Source organism: Lysobacter sp. S4-A87 (assembly GCF_022637455.1).
GTDB lineage: Bacteria > Pseudomonadota > Gammaproteobacteria > Xanthomonadales > Xanthomonadaceae > Lysobacter_J.
In genome coordinates, this window is record NZ_CP093341.1 from 1,072,183 (window position 1) to 1,093,482 (window position 21,300).

The 21,300-nt window shown below is 66.8% G+C and carries 16 protein-coding genes and 1 pseudogene; 4 read left to right on the forward strand and 13 right to left on the reverse strand.

Features of this window, described 5'->3' with window-relative positions:
* Nucleotides 1–15: 15 nt before the first annotated feature.
* From MNR01_RS04765 to MNR01_RS04800, 8 genes and pseudogenes are all read right to left on the reverse strand, one after another.
* Nucleotides 16–2,631 carry an N-acetylmuramidase domain-containing protein gene (locus MNR01_RS04765; RefSeq protein ID WP_241919815.1) on the reverse strand — a complete coding sequence of 872 codons (2,616 nt, stop codon included), beginning with the start codon at nucleotides 2,629–2,631 and terminating at the stop codon, nucleotides 16–18.
* A gap of 92 nt (nucleotides 2,632–2,723) precedes the next feature.
* Entirely contained in the window at nucleotides 2,724–2,963 is a 240-nt protein-coding gene (locus MNR01_RS04770; RefSeq protein ID WP_241919816.1) for a hypothetical protein, read from the reverse strand.
* Nucleotides 2,939–3,319 (reverse strand): hypothetical protein, encoded by a 381-nt coding sequence (locus tag MNR01_RS04775; RefSeq protein ID WP_241919817.1) that lies wholly within the window; start codon nucleotides 3,317–3,319, stop codon nucleotides 2,939–2,941. The genes MNR01_RS04770 and MNR01_RS04775 overlap by 25 nt, the downstream gene beginning before the upstream one ends.
* A gap of 194 nt (nucleotides 3,320–3,513) precedes the next feature.
* Complete coding sequence (locus MNR01_RS04780) at nucleotides 3,514–4,194, reverse strand: AAA family ATPase (RefSeq protein WP_241919818.1); 681 nt, start codon at nucleotides 4,192–4,194, stop codon at nucleotides 3,514–3,516.
* Nucleotides 4,191–4,547: a type II toxin-antitoxin system prevent-host-death family antitoxin gene (locus MNR01_RS04785; RefSeq protein WP_241919819.1), complete on the reverse strand. Its 357-nt coding sequence runs from the start codon at nucleotides 4,545–4,547 to the stop codon at nucleotides 4,191–4,193. The genes MNR01_RS04780 and MNR01_RS04785 overlap by 4 nt, the downstream gene beginning before the upstream one ends.
* A 187-nt stretch (nucleotides 4,548–4,734) precedes the next feature.
* Entirely contained in the window at nucleotides 4,735–5,142 is a 408-nt protein-coding gene (locus MNR01_RS04790) for an EF-hand domain-containing protein (protein WP_241919820.1), read from the reverse strand.
* A gap of 19 nt (nucleotides 5,143–5,161) precedes the next feature.
* Entirely contained in the window at nucleotides 5,162–5,437 is a 276-nt protein-coding gene (locus MNR01_RS04795) for an RT0821/Lpp0805 family surface protein (RefSeq protein ID WP_241920531.1), read from the reverse strand.
* Nucleotides 5,411–5,536: pseudogene (locus MNR01_RS04800) on the reverse strand (glycine zipper 2TM domain-containing protein); the annotation flags it as partial. The pseudogene MNR01_RS04800 and the gene MNR01_RS04795, both read right to left, overlap by 27 nt.
* Nucleotides 5,537–5,907: 371 nt before the next feature.
* Here MNR01_RS04800 and MNR01_RS04805 point away from each other — a divergent pair.
* The 4 genes from MNR01_RS04805 (at nucleotide 5,908) to MNR01_RS04820 (ending at nucleotide 13,102) form a co-directional block, all read left to right on the forward strand.
* Entirely contained in the window at nucleotides 5,908–7,194 is a 1,287-nt protein-coding gene (locus tag MNR01_RS04805) for an efflux RND transporter periplasmic adaptor subunit (RefSeq protein ID WP_241919821.1), read from the forward strand.
* A gap of 11 nt (nucleotides 7,195–7,205) precedes the next feature.
* Complete coding sequence (locus MNR01_RS04810; RefSeq protein WP_241919822.1) at nucleotides 7,206–10,388, forward strand: multidrug efflux RND transporter permease subunit; 3,183 nt, start codon at nucleotides 7,206–7,208, stop codon at nucleotides 10,386–10,388.
* The gene (locus MNR01_RS04815; protein WP_241919823.1) at nucleotides 10,388–11,794 is read left to right on the forward strand and encodes an efflux transporter outer membrane subunit; all 1,407 of its coding nucleotides are present in this window, start codon (nucleotides 10,388–10,390) and stop codon (nucleotides 11,792–11,794) included. Before MNR01_RS04810 ends, MNR01_RS04815 begins: the two co-directional genes overlap by 1 nt.
* Before the next feature lie 309 nt (nucleotides 11,795–12,103).
* Complete coding sequence (locus MNR01_RS04820) at nucleotides 12,104–13,102, forward strand: serine hydrolase domain-containing protein (protein ID WP_241919824.1); 999 nt, start codon at nucleotides 12,104–12,106, stop codon at nucleotides 13,100–13,102.
* Between the two features lie 24 nt (nucleotides 13,103–13,126).
* Here the strand turns inward: MNR01_RS04820 and MNR01_RS04825 are convergent, their stop codons facing one another.
* The 5 genes from MNR01_RS04825 to MNR01_RS04845 all read right to left on the reverse strand — a co-directional run bounded on the left by MNR01_RS04825 (nucleotide 13,127) and on the right by MNR01_RS04845 (nucleotide 21,155).
* Complete coding sequence (locus MNR01_RS04825; protein ID WP_241920532.1) at nucleotides 13,127–13,798, reverse strand: M15 family metallopeptidase; 672 nt, start codon at nucleotides 13,796–13,798, stop codon at nucleotides 13,127–13,129.
* Nucleotides 13,799–13,854: 56 nt separating this feature from the next.
* On the reverse strand, nucleotides 13,855–15,405 hold the full coding sequence (locus MNR01_RS04830; protein ID WP_345779029.1) for a serine hydrolase: 1,551 nt from the start codon (nucleotides 15,403–15,405) through the stop codon (nucleotides 13,855–13,857).
* A gap of 4 nt (nucleotides 15,406–15,409) precedes the next feature.
* Nucleotides 15,410–16,663, reverse strand: a complete 1,254-nt coding sequence (gene lysA / locus MNR01_RS04835; RefSeq protein WP_241919825.1) for a diaminopimelate decarboxylase — start codon at nucleotides 16,661–16,663, stop codon at nucleotides 15,410–15,412.
* 107 nt (nucleotides 16,664–16,770) lie between these two features.
* Complete coding sequence (locus tag MNR01_RS04840) at nucleotides 16,771–19,668, reverse strand: TonB-dependent receptor (RefSeq protein WP_345779030.1); 2,898 nt, start codon at nucleotides 19,666–19,668, stop codon at nucleotides 16,771–16,773.
* Nucleotides 19,669–19,754: 86 nt separating this feature from the next.
* Nucleotides 19,755–21,155, reverse strand: a complete 1,401-nt coding sequence (locus MNR01_RS04845) for a transglutaminase-like domain-containing protein (RefSeq protein ID WP_241920534.1) — start codon at nucleotides 21,153–21,155, stop codon at nucleotides 19,755–19,757.
* Nucleotides 21,156–21,300: the final 145 nt, after the last annotated feature.

Genomic DNA, 21,300 nt, shown 5'->3' on the forward strand with positions numbered 1-21,300 from the left:
GCCTCTGCCGTCCCGCTAGTTCGAGCGGATGAACGACACCACCGCCCGTTGCAGGGCGTCGTCCTCGTCCATGCCGCCGTGGGTGATCGCGCGGGTGGCGGCATTGCCCTGGGCGATGATGCGCCCGGGGCTGGGTAGCTGCCGCACCATCGCCCCCCACGCGTGTGTCGCCAGTGCCGGGACCAGGTGCTTCTCCATGCCCAGCAGCGGCGTCTCCTCACTGTCCTCGAACGATCGCGACACCAGGTAGAGCAGCGAATGACCGTACGGCGAGCACGTGCCATCGGCACGCTCGGCGGCGTCGGTGAGATTTCCGATCAGTACGCGGATCTTGCGTGCGGCGATGCTTGCACCGATGTTGCGGTCGAACGTGTCGATGCGCACCGCCGGCGCCAGCAGGCTGATCGTGTGCAGGTCGAAGCCCTGCTTGAGCGCGCGCGGAGCGAGCCAGCTGTGGACGATGCCGCCGGCGGAGTGGCCGATCAGGTGCAGGCGGATGCGCGGCAGGCTGCCCTTGGCGACCTTGCGGAACTGCTCGAACAACTGGATCACGCCGGAGTCGCGCGTGCCGGACATCGCGTTGGCGTTCTGCTTCATCTCGCCCCACAGCTTCTTGCCCAGTGGTCGCGCCAGACCTTCGAGTCGCTCGTCCCGCCAGTCCTCGAAGCGCTGTTTGAAGCGATCCCAGCGCGGGCCGCCGACCAGCTCGGCTTCGCCCTTGGTCACATCCTCGAACATATTGGTGATGGTCTTCCACGCACCGGTTTCCCACATCAGGAACACCGGGAAGATGCGGTTGGAGTACAGGTGCGGGATCCAGGTGCGCGCGGTTTTCGCCGCTGCGTTCTCGTCGGTCAGGCCGCCGTGTGCGTAGACGGCGACGTCGACTGCGTCCTGCGCGCCGAGCCCCCAGACCCGACAGGCCTCCGGGAGGTGGTGATCGACGAGGAGGCGCAGGTCGTCGCTGCCGGTGCGGAAGCGGCCGCGTTCGCTCAGGCGCCCCTCGTTCTCCATGTTGACGACGAACGGCGAGATCTCGTGGTCGCCAAGGGTGGGGTCGCTGGACACCAGCGCACGCCCGGTCTTCTCCTCCACGCGCAACGAGGTCGCCCGCGCGACCGCGTCGTGCTCGGCGGTGACCACGCCGAGCTGCACCACCCAGCAGTCCATGGCGTTCTCGGCCCAGTCCGCGTAAGGCAGGACCGCGAAACCTCCGCGCCCCCAGTTGGGGCCCCAGGAGTTCTGGATGATGAAACCCTCGCGCGTGTAGCCGACGATGGCGAAGGCGTGACCCTGGTCGCGTGCGCCGCGCAAGGTGGAGATGACCGGCAACTCGTTGACCGTCGTCGGCGGCGGGCTGGGTCGATCGTTGAGCAGCAGGTCCCAGCGCGCATGCGTGAACGCGCTCGCCACGATTGCGCCTGTTTCGGCCAGGGCGATGTGCATGTCGCGGATGTTCTCCGGCGAGATGCGGTAATAGGCGCCCATCGGCCGCTTCACCGCGTCCAGCCACCAGTCCTCTCCCGGGGTGTTGGTCGCTGGCGGCATATCGAGTTCGGTCCACAGGCGCCCGGCGCTGGCACCGTGGCTCGCCCATCCCTTCAGCACGCCACGCAGCGACGAGCCGCTGTCGGATTCGTCATCGTCGGCCCACTCGTCGTAGCGCCTGGCCATGCTGTAGAGCATGTAGCCCGAGATCGGCTCGACCGCGCGCTGGCCGCGATCGAGCAGGTACTCGATCGCGGTCGCCAGCGCGAAGCCGGTGCAGGCATTGGTTTCGTGCTGGTGCTTGGTCTGGCGCGGGTCGTTGGGCAGCATCCAGTCGCGCGGCGCGATGGCGATGCTGGGCTGGTACATCCAGTCGCGCAGATCGACCGGGTCGGGGCGCACGTTGCGCCGGCGCGGGTTGCGACGACGCGTGCTCTGCACCACGGCAAAGGTTTCGCGGCCCGGTGGCAGCGCGTCGTCGGCCTTGCCGGTCGTCTTGCGGCGCGAGCTGCGTCCGGCGATGGCTTCGGCGGCTTCCAGCTCCTCGCGTGAGACGGTCTTGTCGTCCTGCCCCTGGAACTTGGCGTACGCCGCGGCCATCTTCTTGTCGTAGTTGTTCTTGGCGTAGCCCGGTCCGTTGTAGGCGGCGGCAAATCGCGCCCAGTTGCGCCGGCGCAACGCCACCAGGAACGGCGGCCGGGAAATGAAGCGACCGAACGCGCCCACCTGCTCTTCAGCGCCCGCGTGATGCGCGGCGACAAACGCGTCGACGTCACGGAAGCCGGCATAGGAATAGTTGAAACCCATGATCTGGAACATGCCCCAGCTGGCCGATTGCAGCGCCGAGACCCGGTCGAGCAGGCACGCCGCTTCCAGCCGCTGCCATTCGCCGGTGAGGGAACCGGAGTACTGGCTGCGGTCCCAGCGCGGGTAGCTCAGGTTCGGGTGTTGCTCGTCGAAGCGGCCGCCGGTGAGGCGATGGAAGGCATGGCCTTCGAACAGGATCTTGGGCCGCTCCGAGGGTGGCGGCAGGAAGCCGCTGCCATTGGACTCGACCTGGGCCACCGCGCGCAGCGCGGCAGGTTCGACCTCGAGCGCCTCGGCCAGACGAATCCAGTATTCCCTTGAGATCTTCTGTTCCATGGTCCACCCGTGACTTGATGAATTCGCACTTCCCTATAGGCAAACGCTGGTGGCCTGCGCCAGCGGACGATTGCTGATCCTCGCCTGCGCCTTTACAGGCTCTTGAGGTACTCGATCAGCGCGGCCTTCTCGCTCTCCGGCAGCGTCGTGCCGAACACGTGCCCGCCATTGCCGTTGGAGCGCTGGCGGGTATCGAAACGCGTACCGACGCGTTTGGCCTGCGCACCCTGGGTGACGAAGCCGACGTTGACCGGGTCGTAGAGGTCGTAGCCGCGCCAGAACACCATCGGCGGTTGCGCCGGTGGCGTCAGCAGGTCGCGCAGGGTCGGCACTGCGCCGTTGTGCAGGTACGACGCGCGCAGCCAGAGTCCGTCGAGGAACGGCGGGGGCCGACGCGCTGCTGGAAGACGTAACTGTGGAATCGCGAGTTGCCGCCGGTGGCCTTGTACCAGATCTCGCGACCGGCGCGCTCGGACGGTGAAAGCCCGGCTTCGCCGTCATGGAACCGCGCTGCGTCACGCACTGCCGGAGCAGTGGCCGACGCGCCTGCCGGCGCCATCGCGGCCACGCTTGCGGGTGCGGACAGCGGGGCTGCCGGCTCGGGCGACGTGCGTCGCGCGAACACGGTTGCCGCCAGCGCCACACCCGTCAGGACGATAGTTGCTGCCACCCAGGCGGTCCGTTTCATCACGCTCCTCCTTTCCGACATGCTGTCGCCGCCGCGGTTGCGACTCCGTTCGCGTCAGCAAACACAGGGCAACCGTGGCCCTTGAGCGACCCTTGCCTGAGCTAGTCAACGCCGAGTTGGATGTCGGACGGCCACCCGGCGAGGCCGTGGCGGCGCATCTGGCGAGTCGGGAAGCGAATGGCGCGCCGGCGATGTTAAGCGTGGCTATCGGCTGTCGTTCTGGCCGCGATTTCCGCTCGTTCATCGCTCATGCGCAATGCCGCTTCCAGCAGCGGCTTCGCCCATTCCGGCGTGCGCGCCAGCGACTCCAGGTCATCTGGCCAGACCAGCTGCCCCGACACCATCTCGGCGACCAGCACTGGATCCGCAATGGCGTGGCCGCGCGCGGCTTCGACACTGTTGTCGTACACCTGCAGGTGCGCCAGGTCCGGCATCAGCGCGATCAGGTTTTCCAGCGCGGCCGGATAACGTTCGCGGATCTTTGCTTCGGGGATGTCGTGCCCGCCCGTGGCGACGCGGGCTTTGACGCGCGCGATGTGCTGCTCGGGCGACGACAGGCCGCAGAACCACATCAACACGTCGTGCGTGCGCGTGGCCGCCTTGATCCTGGACGGCACGGTGCGGCCGCCGAGCGTGGTCTCGAAGGCGTAATTGGTGCCGCGTTCGAGCGCCTCGTCCAGGCGTCGCATGCCTTCCTGCCACGCGGCCGCGTTGGCCTGCGTCTGCTCGCAACCGCTTAGCGTCATCAGCTCACGGGCGAAGGTGTCGGGGTTGAACCAGCCCAGTCCCGCGCGTTCGAGCAGGTGGCCGCCGACCGAACTCTTGCCCGCGCCGTTGACCCCGGCGAGGACATAGAGCACGGGACGCGACTTCAATGGCTCGCCCCGGCCTTGACCTTCCCGCGCAGCCTGGCCGGCCCTTGCATCAGTGCGCGCAGGCGGTCACCGGCGTCGGCTGCCTGCAGCGAGGCCAGGCGCTCGTCGAAGCGGTGGCGCAGGTCGTCGAGGGCGGAATCGTTCTTCGCTCCGGCTTCGTGCAGGGCACGGATCATCGCGTCGTACTCCTCGGCCGGGATGATCACCGCTTCGGGTTCGTTGTGGTTGGTCACCACGACCTTGCCCGTGCGGCCGATTGCCCTCATCACGCCGCGCCAGCCGAGCTTCTTGACGTCCGAGGCCGGCGTCCTGGGCAGGTCTTCGATTGCTTCGAGCTTGAGGGTCATGGCCATGGTGAAGGTCCACGAGTGGGGCTTGTGGCCAATATACCCTTTTTGTCCTTTTTGGCCAGTGCGCTTCTGCCCTGGGGGCGCTGACGGGAGGCCCGGACACACGAAAACGCCACGGCAATGCCGCGGCGCCACATGACATCGGGGAGTTTTGCGCGCCCCCAGGCATCGGCCTGGCGGCGCCGCAGACTTACTTGTGCTTCGCGCTCTCGGCGCGATCGACCGCGCCGTCGGAATTGGCGTCCATCACCGCGAAGTCGTTGTCGGTGAAGACATCGATCTCCTCGATGGTGAGGTAGCCGTCCTTGTTGCTGTCGATCCTGTCGAACTTGCTCGGGTCCGGCGCCGACGCCAGCTCGGCGCGGGAGAGCTTGCCGTCGCCATCGCCGTTGCCGTCATACAGCAGCACCAGCTCCTGCACGAAGCCGCCGTACTCGTTGCGGTCGACCTTGCCGTCATGGTTCGCGTCGGCGGCATCGAAGCGCGCCGGCGCGGCATCGGCCTTGACCTGCGCGAACGCAGGCGTGGCAGCCGCCACGAGAAGGAGGAGGATTAGCTTGGTCATCATGATCATGCCGCCCTGGTTGTAAGCCTGCATGGAGTCGGCCCGCGTGGAGTCAGCCCACATCCCACTGTCCATTGGATTTCTTGCAGGCAGTACCGGTCGTCTCGTCGACCGATTCCCCGCCCACGCTCAGGCCACGGCGGAAGTCGCGGCAAACGCGTCCGTCGGACATCCGCTTGGTGTTGAGGGCGACGAAGTAGCCGGCCTCGTTGGTGCGCGGATCCGACCAGGTGATCTTCTGGCCCGAGGCCCCCTGGTTGAGTGCGCGCTGCGCGGCGTCCTTCTCGTACTCGGACTTGGCGTGCTTCTTGTAGACGTGGTTGCCGATGAAGCCGCCGGCCACGGCACCGGCCGCGGTCATCAGGGCCCTGCCCGTTCCGCCGCCAAACATGTTGCCGACGAGGCCGCCGACGACGGCGCCGGCAACGACGGAGCCACTCTGCTTCTGGGTTTCGCGCGTGCCCGGGTCTGTTGCGCAGGCCGCGAGAGTAAGCGTGACTGCCAATACGATGACGTGTTTCATCGCCGTCCTTCTCCTTGAGCCACGCAGCCACCGCGGCGCTGTGTCGAGGCAATCATCCGCAGTGGCCGTGAACTGGTTGTGATCGCCGTCACCTCTCTGAGTGGCCCGCACAGCACCGCAACCCGCCGCAGATCGTCACAAGACCATTGCGCCGACTCTGCTGGTATCGCCCAAAGGCGTTCGGGTGGTCGCTCCGACCCGTTGGGGCGGGCGCGAATGACGGCTGCGGGAACAGTGGGACCCGGAATCGCCAAGTCGACTTCAGGGTAGGAATCATGACTTCGAACGAGCTCGCCGCTGCGGACGTCCACCTGCACGCATGCGCCGCCACCAGCGTCGGGATCCGGCCGGCCCGTATTGAGCCTTCGCGGCTCCTGACGGCACGGCTCCTGACCGCACGGCTCCTGACCGCACTGCTCCTGGCAGCAATGTTCACCCTGCCCGGCTGCGGCAAGGACGAGCCGCCGCCCCCGCCGGCGGTACCGGTCAAGGTCATGACGGTCCTGCAGCAGGACACTCCGCTCTATGAGGAGTTCGTCGGTGAGGTCAGCGGCTCGCGCGAAGTCTCGCTGCGCGCACAGATCACCGGCGTGCTGATGGGCAAGCACTTCGACGATGGCTCGCTCGTCACCGAAGGCCAGAAGCTCTTCAGCATCGATCCGCGCGCACCCTTGGCCGAGCAGGCCAATGCGCGCGCAGGCCTGGCCGCCGCCCGCGCCGACCTGGCCCGCGCCCGCCAGGACGTCGACCGCTACGGCCCGCTGGTCAAAGAAAACGCCATTTCCAAGCAGATCTACGACAACGCCGTCGCCGCGATGCAGGCCGCGCAGGCGCAGGTGTCGGCCAACCAGGCGATCGTTGACCAGGCGTCGCTCGGCGTCGAGTACGCCACCGTGACCGCGCCGCTGACCGGCCGGATCGGCGCAGCCCAGGTCTTTCCCGGCGATCTGATCACCGCTGGCACCACCGTGCTGGCTGAATTGTCGGAAGACGATCCGGTGTGGGTGTACTTCAGCATCAGCGAAGCCAAGCTGCTCGACTACGAGCGCCGTTACGGCCGTCGCACGCCGGACGAGGACGATCCGATCCGACAGGTCAGGCTCACCCTCAGCGACGGCACCCAGTACAAGCTGCCCGGCATGATCATCTTTGCCGACCGCGCACTGGATACGCGCACCGGCACCTATCGGCTGCGCGCGGAGTTTCCCAATCCCGAGCACCGGCTCTACCCCGGCCTGTTCGCCCGCATCCAGGTCCGCGCCGACCAGCGCAAGGGTGCACTGCTGGTGCCTGATCGCGCCGTCGTGCAGACGCTGGGCAAGTACTTCGTCACCACGGTGGGTGCCGACGGCAAGGCGCAGCAGGTCCCGGTCACGCCCGGCCCCCGCTACGGCGGATTGTGGGTCATGGACAAGGGCTTGAAACCCGGCGATACGGTGGTCGTGGAAGGCGTGCAGAAGGCGCGGCCGGGCGTGCCGCTGAAGGTGACGAAGGTGACGTACGAGCAGCTCCAGGCGCCGCCGCCCGAGGCGAAGCCGCCCGGCGGCCCGGCGAAAGGCTGAGGGCGCAGGCCATGGCGCGCTTCTTCATCGACCGCCCGGTTTTTGCGATCGTCATATCGTTGTTCCTGGTGCTGGCCGGGACGCTGGTGATGATCGGTCTGCCGATCTCGCAGTTCCCCGACATCGCCCTGCCCAACGTCAAGGTCACCACGCTCTATCCGGGCGCGAGCGCCGACGTGGTCGAGGACGCGGTCACCGCGCCGCTCGATACCCAGATCAACGGCGTCACCGACATGAAGTACATCAAGTCGGTGTCCGGCGATGACGGTTCCACGTCGATCTCGGTCACCTTCGACCTGGAACGCGATGTCGACATCGCCTCGGTCGAAACCCAGAACCGCGTCGCCCAGGTGCAGCCGCGCCTGCCCAGCGAGGTCAACGACATCGGTGTGACGGTGGCCAAGAGCTCGCCCGACACGCTGATGTTCCTGTCGTTCTATTCGCCCAAGGGCAGTTACGACCAGCTGTTCCTCAACAACTACCTCTACAACTACATCCTCGACACGCTCAAGCGCGTCAGGGGCGTGGGCGAGGCCAAGGTCTACGGTTCCGAATTCGGCATGCGCCTGTGGCTGAGACCGGACAAGATGGCCAGCCTCGGCCTGACCACCACCGACGTGGTCAACGCGATCCAGGAGCAGAACAAGCAGGCCGCGGCCGGCCAGGTCGGCCAGCCACCGGCCGATTCGCCCAGCGGTTTCCAGTATTCGCTGCGGCTGCAGGGTCGCCTGGTCGAGCAGTCCGAGTTCGAGGACGTCATCCTGCGCTCGCTGCCGGACGGTTCGTACATCCGCGTGCGCGACATCGCCCGGGTTGAGCTGGGGGCCAAGGACTACAGCACGGTCGCCAAGTTCAACGGCCAGCCGGCGGCGGCGATGAGTATCGCCCTGGCACCGGGCGCGAACGCGCTGGAGACGGCTGAACTGATCAATGCCGAGGTGGAACGGCTGGCGCAGAGCTTCCCGGCGGACCTGGCCTACGACGTCACCTACGACACTTCGTTGTTCGTGGTGGCATCGATCGAGGAGGTCGTGCACACCTTCGTCGAGGCGCTGATCCTGGTGCTGATCGTGGTGTTCCTGTTCCTGCAGAGCTGGCGGGCCACGCTGATCCCGATGCTGGCGGTGCCGGTGTCGCTGATCGCCACCTTCATCGCCTACCAGTTCCTCGGCTTCTCGATCAACACGCTGTCGCTGTTTGGCATGGTCCTGGCGATCGGCATTGTGGTCGATGACGCCATCGTGGTGGTCGAGGCGGTCGAGCACATCATGGAGCACGACAAGCTTCCGCCGAAGGAGGCCACGCGCAAGGCCATGGACGAGGTGTCCGGGCCGGTGGTGGCGATCGCGCTGGTGCTGTCGGCGGTGTTCATCCCGATGGCCTTCGTGCCCGGCGTGACGGGGCAGCTGTACAAGCAGTTCGCGCTGACCGTGGCCGTGTCGACGTTGTTCTCGGCGCTGGTCGCACTGACCCTGACGCCGGCGCTGTGCACGCTGCTGCTCAAGCCCAAGCAGCCCGGTCCGCCGAAGGGGCTGATGGGCCGTTTCTTCGCCCGCTTCAACCACTACTTCGACCGTCTCACGTTCCACTACACCGGTGTGGCCAAGCGCGGCACCGGGGCGCTGAAGCACATCGTGGTGATGATGCTGGTGCTGCTGCTGGCGCTGTTCCTGCTGTTCCGCATCACGCCCACCGGATTCGTCCCGGATGAGGACGTCGGCGCCTTCTTCATGCAGGCGATCCTGCCCGATGCGTCCTCGACCAAGCGTACCGACCATGTCGTCAACGAGATCAGCGCCAAGCTGCGCGGACTCGACGGTGTCGATGCGGTACTGGGCATCACCGGCTACGACATCATCTCCGGCACGGCCGCGCCCAATGCCGCGATGATGGTCATCAAGCTCAAGCCCTGGGAAGACCGCGAGGAGAAGGAGCAGCAGGTCAACGCGCTGATCCAGAAGGCCATGGGCATCGGCGCGCAGACACCCGAGTCGGTCGCCATCGCATTCAACCCGCCGGCCCTGCCCGGCTTCGGCACGGTCTCGGGCTTCTCGATGATGCTGCAGGCACGCGATGGCCAGAGTGCGGAGGAACTGGCCGAGATGGCGGCGCAGTTCGCCCAGGCCGCGCAGAAGCGGCCGGAGATCGGTCGCATCAACACCACCTACTCGGCATCGACGCCCAACTACCGCATCACCGTCGATCGCGAGAAGGTCAAGAAGCTCGGCATCCCCATCTCCGACGTCTTCGGCACGCTGCAGGTGTTCCTCGGCAGCCTGCAGGTGAACGACTTCACCCGCTTCGGCAAGAACTACCGCGTCTCTCTCCAGGCCGATGCGGAGTTCCGTCGCGACATTTCGACCCTGTCCAAGTTGTTCGTCCGCAACGGCAATGGCGAGATGGTGCCGCTCGACACCGTGGTCACCGCAACGCCGGGCATCGGCCCGCGCTTCACCATGCGCTACAACCTGTATCGCAGTGCCGAGATGACCGGCTCGCAGGCACCGGGCTACAGCTCCGGCGACGCGCTGCAGGCGTTGCGCGAGGTGGCCGCCCAGGAGCTGCCGGCCGGATACGGCTATGAGTGGTCCGGGCAGACTGCCGAAGAAGTGGAGGCCGGCAACGCGGCCGCCATGGTGATGGCGCTGTCGGTGGTGGTGGTGTTCCTGTTCCTGGCGGCGCTGTATGAAAGCTGGGCGGTGCCGTTCGCGGTGTTGCTGGCGACGCCGTTCGGCGTGCTTGGCGCGCTGATCGCGATCCTCCTGGCCAACCTCGACTTCAATGTCTACGGGCAGATCGGCCTGGTCACCCTGATCGGCCTGGCGGCCAAGAACGCGATCCTGATCGTGGAGTTCGCCAAGCTCTACCGCGAGGGCGGCATGTCGATCCACGACGCCGCGATGGAGGCGGCCAAGTTGCGCCTGCGGCCGATCCTGATGACCTCGTTCGCCTTCATCCTCGGCGTGGTGCCGCTGGTGCTGGCTTCCGGTGCAGGCGCCGCTTCGAAGTTCTCGGTCGGTACCGTGGTATTCGGCGGCATGCTCACGGCCACGTTGCTGGCGGTGCTGGTGGTGCCCGCCCTGTATGTGCTGATCCAGAGCCTGGCCGAGCGCTTTGGCGGACCGCCGAAGTTCAAGGAAGGCGCAACGACGGCGTCGGCGCCGCATGCGCCGTCGGAGGGAGGAGCGCACTGATGCGTGCTGCCGCCCTCCTCATCGGCGTGTCTGTCGCACTCACCGGCTGCATGCTCGGCCCCAACTACTCGCGCCCCGATCTCGAGGTGCCGGTGCAGTACCGCGCACCGCTGACGCCGGCCGAGGCACGTTCGATCGCGGATGTGGCCTGGTTCGACCTGTTCCGGGATCCGCAGCTGTCGGCCCTGATCCGCGAGGCGATCGACAACAACCTCGACCTGCGCCAGGCGCTGTCGCGCGTCGAGCAGGCCCGCGCCAATGCCAGGTTCGCGCGCGGGTCGCTGGGCCCGGACATCCGCGGCACGCTGAGCTCCACCCCATCGGCCGGCAGCGGCGACGACGACACGGTCTATTCGGCCGGCTTGTCGCTGGTCTGGGAGATCGATCTGTTCGGCAAGCTGCGCCGCGGCAGCGAGGCCTCGCGCGCCAACCTGCTTGCGACCGAGGACGCTGCGCGCGGCGTGATGGCCACGCTGGTGACGCAGGTCGCGGCGACCTGGTTGTCGCTGCGTGAGCTGGACGAGGAGCGCGCGATCATCGAACGCACCATCACCAGCCAGGAAGAGTCGCTGCGGCTGATCCGCGCACAGCTGCGCAGCGGCGTGGCCTCCGGCGCCGAAGAGCAGCAGGCGATCGCGCAGCTGGCCACCACACGCGCGCAACTGCCTTTCACCGAACAGCAGATCCTCGCCACCGAGAACCAGCTGGCACAACTGCTCGGCCGCTACCCGCAACCCATCGACCGCGGCAGCCCGATGGCCAACGGCGGGATGCCCGATTCGCCGGGCATCCCGACCGGCCTGCCTGCCGAACTGCTCGAGCGCCGCCCCGACGTGCGCCTGGCAGAGAACCAGCTGCACGCCGCGACCGCCCGCGTCGGCGTCGCGGTCGCCAACCGCTTCCCGTTCCCCACCATCGGCCTGAGCGCGCTGTTCGGCCGCACCGCGGTCGACCTCAGTGACCTGGGCTCGAGCAACCGCTCGCTCAGCGTCAACTCCTGGGGACCGTTCGTCGACCTGCCGATCATCGACTTCGGTCGCGCCGGCGCCAATGTCGACCTGGCCCGCGCGCAGACCGACGAGGCGACGCATACCTATCGGCAGACCGTGCTGCAGGCGCTGGTCGAGGTTTCCAGCAACGTCAGCGCGTACGACAAATCGGCCAGCATCATCAGCGCCAATGAAGAAAGCACGGCCGCCAACCGCGAGAACCTGCGTCTGCAGCGACTGCGTTACAAGGCCGGCGTCAGCAGCTACCTGGAAGTACTCGACGCCGAACGGCAACTGCTCAGCTCGGAGCTCAATCTGGCCCGTGCAAGGCTGTCGCGCCTGACGTCCTACATCGACGTCTATCGGGCACTGGGCGGTGGCTGGTCCGACGAGGAACTGCAGCGCGTCGCGCAATGATCGCGCTGGTCCGGATCGGACATCCGCACCTTGCGTGCCTGCCGCGTCAGGGACTCCTGCGTCGCCGCTGCCTGGACTTGGTTGGAAGGCTTGAAGTCGCGGTGCACCACGCGCTGTCCATGTGCATGGCTGATGGCATCGACCGCCTGGCAGAACAGTGCAAGTTCGACCTGCTGCTGCCTTCGCCGGAGGTGGTCGGTGTCCGTTCTTTTTTTGCTGCCATGCCGCTACGATCAGCCGATGCGCATACCGGCCTGGCTGTCTGGAACCGTCCTACTGCTCGCGGGCTGTGCGAACGGGGACCACACGATGAAGCAGCACACGACTGTCCAGGAACGCATCGACGCGCTGATGCGCCAGTACGACGGCCCGGTGCCCAGTGCCTCGGTTCTGGTCCTGCGTGACGGTGAAGCGATAGTGCGCCGCAGCTATGGCCTGGCCGACCTGGGCTCCGGTACCGCCGCGGACCCGACGACCAACTACCGCCTGGCATCGGTGAGCAAGCAATTCACCGCGACCTCGATCCTCCTGCTCGCCCAGGACGGCCGCCTGCGATTGGACGACCCGGTGCGCCGCTGGCTGCCGACCCTGCCCGACGCCGCCGACGCGGTGACCGTCCGCCATCTGCTGACGCATACATCGGGGCTGATCGACTACGAAGACGTGATGGACCCGGACAGCCAGGTGCAGGTCCACGATGCCGACGTCCTGCGCCTGCTGGAGACGCAGTACCGCACCTACTTCGTGCCGGGCAGCGATTACCGCTACAGCAACAGCGGCTATGCGCTGCTGGCGCTGATCGTGGAGCGTGCATCGGGCCAGCGCTATGCGCGATTCCTGCATGAGCGCATCTTCCAGCCGCTGGGCATGACCGCCACCGTCGCCTACGAAGCCGGCGTCTCTGAAGTCGCCCGCCGCGCCTACGGTTACAGCTTCGAGCAGGGGCGCTGGCAGCGCACCGACCAGAGCAGCACCAGCGCGGTCCTCGGCGACGGCGGCATCTACTCCTCGATCGACGACCTCGCCCGCTGGGACGCGGCGCTCTACGACGAGCGCCTGCTGCGCAGCCAAATGCTGCAGGAAGCTTTCACGCCGGCCACGGCGACGGACGATCCCGATGTGCAGTACGGCTACGGCTGGCGCATCACCGGCGAGACGCTATGGCATTCGGGCGAAACGATCGGCTTTCGCAATGTGATCGTGCGCTACCCGCGACAGCACCTGACGGTGGTCGTGCTGACCAACCGCAATGACCCCGAGCCTTATGCGCTGGCCAGGCAGATCGCCGGGCTGGCAATGGCGAAGTAATCAGGCCAGCCACGCGTGGTGTGACTAACGGATCGGCACGTCGTGGAAGACCGTCGGCGACGGCTCCGGAGACAGCGTGAAGTGCCACCACTCCATCGGGTAGTTGCGGAAGCCCGCGCGTTCCATCGCCGAGCGCAGGCGCTGGCGGTTCTCCCGCTGGCGCGCGTCGACCTGCGCCGAGTCGGTGTTGGCGCGGGTGTCGAAGAAGTCGAATGGCGTGCCCATGTCCAACGGCACGCATCCGTCACCATTGGCCGCGCATTGCATCACCGTCAGGTCCACGGTCGCACCACGGCTGTGGCCGGAGGTGGGCGAGATGTAATCCCCCAGCAGCTGCCGTTTGTCGAGGTGCGGGTAGTACTCGGGCTTGGTGCGCTGGTCGTCGAGGTCACCGGCCCAGGCGACGAAGTGCCGCACCGCCCGCGCAGGTCGGTAGCAATCGTACAGGCGCAGGCGCATGCCCTGCTCACGCAGGGACAGCTCGACCTGCTGCAGCGCGGTGGCCGCATCGGCGAGCAGGTAGCACCGTGCCGCCTCGTAACCGTCGACTTTGGCGCCGACGAAGTTGTTGCTGCCGGCGTAACGCATGTCGACGTCGATGTCAGGCACCAGCGTGCGCACGTCGACCAGGCCGGCGGCTTCGGGCGTGGTCGCGTCGGATATCTGCATGGTCGCAGGCGCCGCGCAGGCGGCCATGGCCAGCGCGGCGGCGAGCGGCGCCGTCCTCGTCATTGCGAACTGCAGGCCCGGCCTCAATCGCACCCGCGCACCCGCTCGAAGGCGAGGTCTTCATAGTCGTAGCTGAAGTCGGCCTGCGGATCGACCTTGGCCAGACGCATCTGAGTGGCTTGCGGGAAGTCCAGCCACGCCTCCGCATCGACGCTGTCGTCGTCCCAGTTCACCAGCATCCGCTTGCCGACGCGCTGCACGATGCCGGTCAGCATCGGCGACTTGTGCGCATGCAGGCGCGCCGCGTCGCCATCGCGGCACAGCGAAACTTCGCCGAACCATGGATCGCGGTAGACGCCCAGCCGCGACGCCAGCTCGCTCGCCTTGACCGGCTTGCGCTTCGACGTGTCCGGTGCCTTTTCCGTGCCCGGGCGGCTGGCGTCTTCCTGCGCCAGCAGGTCGGCGTAATGCGCCACGGTCAGGGACGGATCGGGCCGCGTGTAACGCTTGACCAGCACCTGCCCCAGCACCGTGCGGGCCTGTTCGCCTTCGCCGTTGATGAGGATGACGAAGCCGACGCCCTTGTCGGGCAGCAGCGTCACCATCGAGTACATGCCCATCAGCGTGCCGGTGTGCGAGACCTTGAAGGCGCCGTCGACATCGGCCAGGCGCCAGCCGTAGCCATAGGCCGAGAAATGGCTGTTGTCCCACTCGCGCATGCGCCGCGACAGCGGCATCGGCATCTGCGGTGCCCACAGCGCTTCGCGCTGCTCGCGCGACAGCCAGCCGTTGCCCTCGCCTGCCGGCTTCAGCCAGGTGCCCACCCAGGCCAGCATGTCGTCGAGGCTGCAACGCACGCCGCCGGCCGGGTCCATGGTCGTGGCGGCGATCACCTCGCCGTCGCTGCGCACCGGGATGTTGCGTTCGCCCTGGCGCATGTGCGGCTGGGCGACGTTGCCTACTTCATCGCGACGCCACTGGCCGACCTGGCAGCGGCGCATGCCCAGCGGCTCGAACACCTCGCGCCTCACGAGCTGTTCGTACGGCGCGCCGCCGGCCGCCGCGGCGACTTCGCCGGCGACGATGTACAGGAGGTTGTCGTAGTCGTAGCCCGCGCGGAAACTGCGCTGCGGCTTGAGGTATCCCAGGCCGTGGATGATGTCGGCGCGGGTGAACGTGTTGGGTTCCGGCCACAGCATCAGGTCGCCGGCACCGGCGCGCAGGCCGCTGTTGTGGATCAGCAGGTCGCGCACCTGCATCTCGCGCCCGACCCAGGGGTCGTACATGCGGAAGTCCGGCAGCCAGCGCACCACCGGGTCGTCCCAGCGCAGCTTGCCGGCATCGACCAGCCGCGCCAGCGTCGCCGTGGTCATCGACTTGGTGTTGGACGCGACCTTGAACAGCGTGGCCGAGTCGATCTTGTGGCCGTCTCCCTCGACCAGCTCGCCGGCGCTGCGGGCATAGACGACCTTGCCGTCCTCGACGATGCCCAGCGCCAGGCCGGGCAAGCGGTAGCGCGTGACCACCTGGTCGAACACGGCGTCGACTTCCGCTTTCGTTGCCCGCCCCGCTTCGGCGTGCGCGGCCGGCAGCGCCGCCAGCAGCAGCACCAGCAGGCCACATCGCTTCATCATCGCGTCAGGCTTCATTCCATACCTGTGGCAGTTGTTCGCCGGCCATCATCTCGGCCATGGTCTGGCGGCGGCGGATCACGGCATGGCGGCCGTCATCGAGCAGTACTTCGGCGACGAGCGGGCGCGAGTTGTAAGTCGACGCCATCGACATACCGTACGCGCCCGCGCCGCCGATCGACAACAGGTCGCCGGCCTCGCAGCGCACCATGGCGCGGTCGCGGGCGAAGGTGTCGCCGGTCTCGCAGACCGGGCCGACCACGTCGTAACGCGCGACCTCGCGCGGGTCCAGATGCAGCGGCACGATCTCGTGCCACGCCTCGTAGAGCGACGGACGCAGCAGGTCGTTCATCGCCGCGTCGACCACCAGGAAGCTGCGGTCGACGCCCGGCTTGACCCGGATCACCCGGGTCAGCAGCACCCCCGCCTCGGCCACCAGGTAGCGTCCCGGCTCCAGCACCAGGGTGCCCTGGAAGTCCGCGAACACCTCGCGCACCAGCGCCGCGTACTCCGTCGCCGGGATCGGCTGGTCGTGCCCGTGGCGGTAACACACACCCAGGCCGCCGCCGATGTCGACACTGGAAACCACATGCCCGGCTGCCACCAGCTCCTGGCGGAACGCTTCAACGCGGCCCAGCGCCTCGCGGAACGGCACCAGGCTCAGGATCTGCGAGCCGATGTGGGCATGCAGGCCGTCGAGCAGGACATGGCTCATCGAGCCGGCCTGGGCGAACCAGCGGCGGGCCTCGTCGATGGAGACACCGAACTTGTTCTCCGACCTGCCGGTGGAGATCTTCTCGTGGGTGCCGGCGTCGACATCCGGGTTGATCCGCGCCGCGGCACGCGCGCAGACGCCCTGCAATTGCGCGACCCGCTGCAACAGCTGCAGCTCGTCCACCGATTCGACGTTGAATCGCCACACGCCGACCGCAAGCGCGGCGCCGATCTCTTCGGCCGTCTTGCCGACGCCGGAGAACACGATGTTCCCGGCCGGGATGCCCGCCGCCAGGCTGCGATGAAGCTCGCCCAGCGAGACGATGTCCGCACCGACGCCGTGCTGTGCCATCAGCTGCAGGATGGCGATGTTGGAGTTGGCCTTGACTGCATAGCAGATGCGATGGTCGAGGCCCTGGAACGCCGACTGGAGGCCTGCGATGCGCTGCCGGATCGCGTTGGCGGAGTAAGCGTAGAAAGGAGTGGGCAGCCGGGCTGCCAGGGCGTGCAGGTCGACGCCGTCAAAGGTGTGCATCGTAGGGGTCATTGCCCGATCGGCTTGCGGCATCGTCGACCGCGCGCCCAACCGATATCAGTGGACGCGGGGTCATGCCGAGAAACGGGCGGCCCTGGAACGGGCCGCCCGTGCATTGCTCAGTACTCGTACGACAGGATGAACTGCGCGTAGCGCGGTGACTGGTACTGGGTACCGTTCAACCAGGTCTCGCCCACGCTGCCGATGCCGTTCTCTTCCTCGCGGGTTTCGTCACGCTCGAGCACGCGCTGCTGGTTGGTGATGTTGTAGAAGGCCAGCTTGGCGTTGAGCTTGTGTTCGCCGAAGGACTTGCTGTAGGCGATGCTCGCACCCAGCGAGTACACCCACGGCAGACGGTCGTAGGCGCCACGCTTGGACAGGCGGAACACGCGGTCGGCCGGGTCGGCGGCGTCGCAGTTGGCCTCGCAGATGTAGTGGCTCAGGAACTCGGTGGTGTCATACGGGTTGCCCGCACCGAACTCGCTGATCGGACGTCCCGACTGCACGTCGAGCGTCGCGCCCACCGACCAGTTGTCCGTGAAGGCATAGGCGCCGCGGAACTTGAACTGGTGACGGTGATCGTTGGGCAGGTAGCCATAGCCGCCCTGGGCCACGAACGGGTTGTCGAAGGCCTCGGTGCGGCCGCTGTCGGCGAAGTCGGTGTCGGAATTGACCGGGCCTTCGGCGTTGCCCTTGCTGTAGGACAGCGTGTAGGACGCGTTGAACATCCACTTGTCATCCCACGCGCGGTCGAGCACGAATTCCAGTGCGCGGTAGGTGCGCTTGGCCTTGTCCCAGCCGATCGTGATCGGATTGCCGTTCTCGTCCTCGCCCAGCAGCCAGCCGGTGCGGGAGGTGTCGATCGTGGTGAATGCGTCGGCTTCGTCGTCGCAATCGGTATCGGCCCAGATGGTCACGTCCTTGCCGGGATTGGCCATGACGAAGCTGTCCATCTCGCAGAAGCCATTCCACGTCAGCTCCATGTCGTCGATGGCGTCATGCAGCTTGCGGTAGATGCCGCGCACGCCCCACGACCAGGTCTCGTTGAGCATCGACTGGTAGCCCAGGATGTACTCGTCCTGGTAGACCGGATCCATGTCGGCATCGACCTCGCCACGGAAGTCGCCGACCTGGCCGTTGCCCTGCGAGTCGTCCACCGTGCCGATCTCGGCACCCAGGATCGGCTGCGGAACTTCTTCGCCGGTGGTCGGGTTGGTCAGCGTGGTGAAGCCATTGAACAGATAGAAGCGGCGTGCATCCAGGAACGGACCGGCCTGCTTGATGTTGATCACGTTGGCGACCGGCAGGAAGTAGCGACCGGCGTTGCCGAACAGCTTGGAGCGACCGTCGCCGACGAAGTCCCACGCGAAGCCGAAGCGCGGCGCGATCATGTCGTCCATCTTGATGTAGCTCTGGCCCTGCGCGTCCTTGTTGTCGAACTTCTCCCAGCGCACGCCGAGGTTCAACATCAGGTTCTCGGTGATCTGCCAGTTGTCTTCCAGGTAGTACGCTTCGTTCTCGGTCTCGAACGTGCCCTGGTTGGCGACCTGGCGGGTGCGGACATACGCCGTCGGACCGGCCGGAATCAGCACGCCATTGACGCGGCGGCCACCGGGGATGTTGCTGATCTCGTAACGCAGGCCGTCACCCGGGTAGACGCTGCTGTACTCGGAGGTGTTGTTCTCGTGGTCGGCACCGAAGCGGACGTTGTGGTCGCCCAGGTTCCACTCGAAGTCGATGCGGGCCGCTTCGCGGTCGTCGGAACGATCCACTACCGACGTGTTGGCGGTGCAACCGATGAAGTCCGCGTTGACGCGACGGTCCTGGACCAGGTTGCAGCTGCTGTCGTTGAGGCTGTTGACCGAGGCGGTGCGCTCGTTCTCGCCGTAGAGCACCTTCATCGACAGGTTGTTGGTCAGGTAGCCGGTGTAGGTGAGCGCCCAGTTGTCGCCGCCGCTCTTGTTGAACGTGCGGTTCTGCCGCGCCTGGCGATCGCCGGAGACGTAGTCGAACGGATAGCTGTCTTCGGTGGTGTCGTTCTTGTCCGAGAAAGCCAGCAGTTCCAGCTGGTGGTTGTCGCTGATCTGCCAGTCGAACTTGGTGCCCCAGAAATCGTTGTTGCCCTGGTCGACGAACAGGGTCGAGCCACCGTCGTTGGTGTTCTGCGAATCCAGGTCGCGCTTCTCGTAGATGCCGAAGAAGAACAGCTTGTCCTTGATGATCGGACCGGACGCCCACACCGCGTAGGTGTTCTGGTCGCTGTCGTCGTAGCTGCGGACCTGGGCGGGCTGGTTCTCACCGTCCGCCTGCGCGATGCCGTCGATGACGATGTCGGCGCCGGCATGGAACTCGTTGGTGCCCGAGCGGGTCACGGCGTTGATGACGCCGCCGGTGGTGCGGCCGAACTCGACCGAGTAACCGCCGGTCTTGACCTGGAATTCCTGCAGGAACGAGAACGGCATCGACGAGAAGCCGACGCGGTTGTAGAAGTCGGTGACGTTCAGGCCGTTGATGTAGACCGAGTTCTCGGCCACCGACGAACCGCCGAACGAAATGCCGCCGAACTCGCCACGATTCACGCCCGGGGCCAGGGTGGCCACGTCGGTGATGTCGCGCGGCACCGGCAGGCGTGCCACTTCCTGGCGGGTGATGTTGGTGGCCGACTCGGTCGAGGTCACGTCGACCGGCGAGATCACGCGCGACCCGACGACCTGGACCGTGGCCAGGTTGGTGGCGCCCGCTCCCAGGTTGTAGTTGGTGGCGTTGCCCAGGCTGATGTCGACCTCGGCCGCCTGCCCTGCCGGCTCACCGGCGACGTTCGACTCCAGCGTGTAGTGGCCGACCGGCAGGAACGGGAAACGGTAATTGCCCTGCTCGTCCGCACGCACGGTGCGGGTGAAGCCGGTGGCCGGATTGCGCACCGTCACCTCGGCATTGGGCGTGGTGCGCCCCACCAGCGAGCCGTCCGTGTTGGCCGCATGCGCGCTTTGCAGCGACAGCGCCGATGACAGGCACATGCCCATGGCTATACACAACGCGGTTCTACGCAACCCTTTACTGTTCATGTCCCCTCCAGCGATGAAAAGTGATGCCTCGCGTGCGTTCAACCGCCCGCTGTGGCGCTCGGCAGTACGTGTGCCTCAAAGGTGTAGTCCCACTGGTCGAAGTAGAGGTTTCCCCCTTTCCACTCCACTTCGCCGCGTTGTGAGTCCACGGTTTCCGATCGGAAATGCTGTTTGCGCGGCACCAGGTCGGTGCCGTAGTCATCGTTGAATGCGATGCGGTAGGCATCCAGCCCGCCGAGGTAGAACCACTCGACGCCCGGATCGCTGGCGCCCTTGAACTGGCCGGTGGTGACGTCCGTCGGCACCCACCCGTACGGCGCCAGGTACATGAAACCCCAGTCGTGCAGGTTGTCGTACGTGCCGTCGGAATAGACCATGCCCGACTGCCAGCGCGCCGGGATGCCGTTGAGGCGCAGCAGCGTCATCAGCAACAGGGTCTGCTGGCCGCAGTCGGCGTGGTCGGAATGCAGGGCGTAGTGGCTGATGTTGGTGATCGTCGAGTACTCGCGCGCGCCGCCCCACGGAATGCTGTCGACCGCCGAGTAGAGCTTCTGCGCGATCCGGTACGGGTTCTTCTCGTCGCCGACCACCTTCTTCGAGAACGCGCGGATGTCGTCGCTGAAGACGATGTGCGGCGGACGCTCGCCCAGGTACGGCGCCAGTTCCGCGCTGTTGCCCGCGGGCACGACCTTGGCGGGATCGATCGGGTGGACCTGGCCGAAGATGGTCAGCTCATAGGTCACCGAGAACTTCGTCGGAGTCGCCTTGACCGCCGGTTGTTCCATGTAGACGGTGCGCTGCAGCGTCGATTCCGGCGCGGCCACGTGCTTGGCCGGCGCGCTCGAGATCAGCTGGATGTTCTCCTGCTGGCCCGGGATTGCCCGCGGGTACGGAATCCAGGCGCGGACCGTCTGCCCGGCCGGAACGGCATCGGCATTGACGATGATCGACTGGGTGACACGCACCCGCCGCGGCGCGACGCTGGTCTTGCCGGTCGCCCGGGCCTGCGCCAGTGCTTCGTCGTGATAGGCGTTGGCCGATTCCATCGGCCCGTCGTTGCGCGTCGCCGGCTTGGCCCGCCTGGCCGTCGCCTCCGGGCTGACGCGGAACAGATTGGAGACCGAGCGGCTGAAGTAATAAGGAACGCCGTCGATCACCATGTGCTCGAGCTGGTTCGAGGCCTTCCAGCCGGCGAACTCCTCTTCGGTCATGTCCGGGATCAGTTCGCGCAGCTTTGCCTTCGCTTCCGGCTCGGTGATCGGGAAGTCCAGACGGATGCGGCGCATGCGCTCGCGCTGGAATTCCAGAGCCTGGCGAGTTTCGGGAGCGAGATCGGCGCGGGCCAGCTCGCTGTCGATCGCGGCATTGGCCTGCTTGAAATGGCCGGCATCGATCTGCGTGGTGACGTCGTCGACCGGGTTGCCGGCGCGCCCGGCCAGGGCCGCCGTGGTCAACAGCGAAAGCCACAGCACGCAGACGGCCAGCGCGCGCAGCTTGCGCTTCCGGGGGGTCTTCAGTTCAAGCGAAGGCGTAGGACTGTCCACGTGCAGTCGACCCAAGGGGTGCCGTTTCACGACTGTGTAA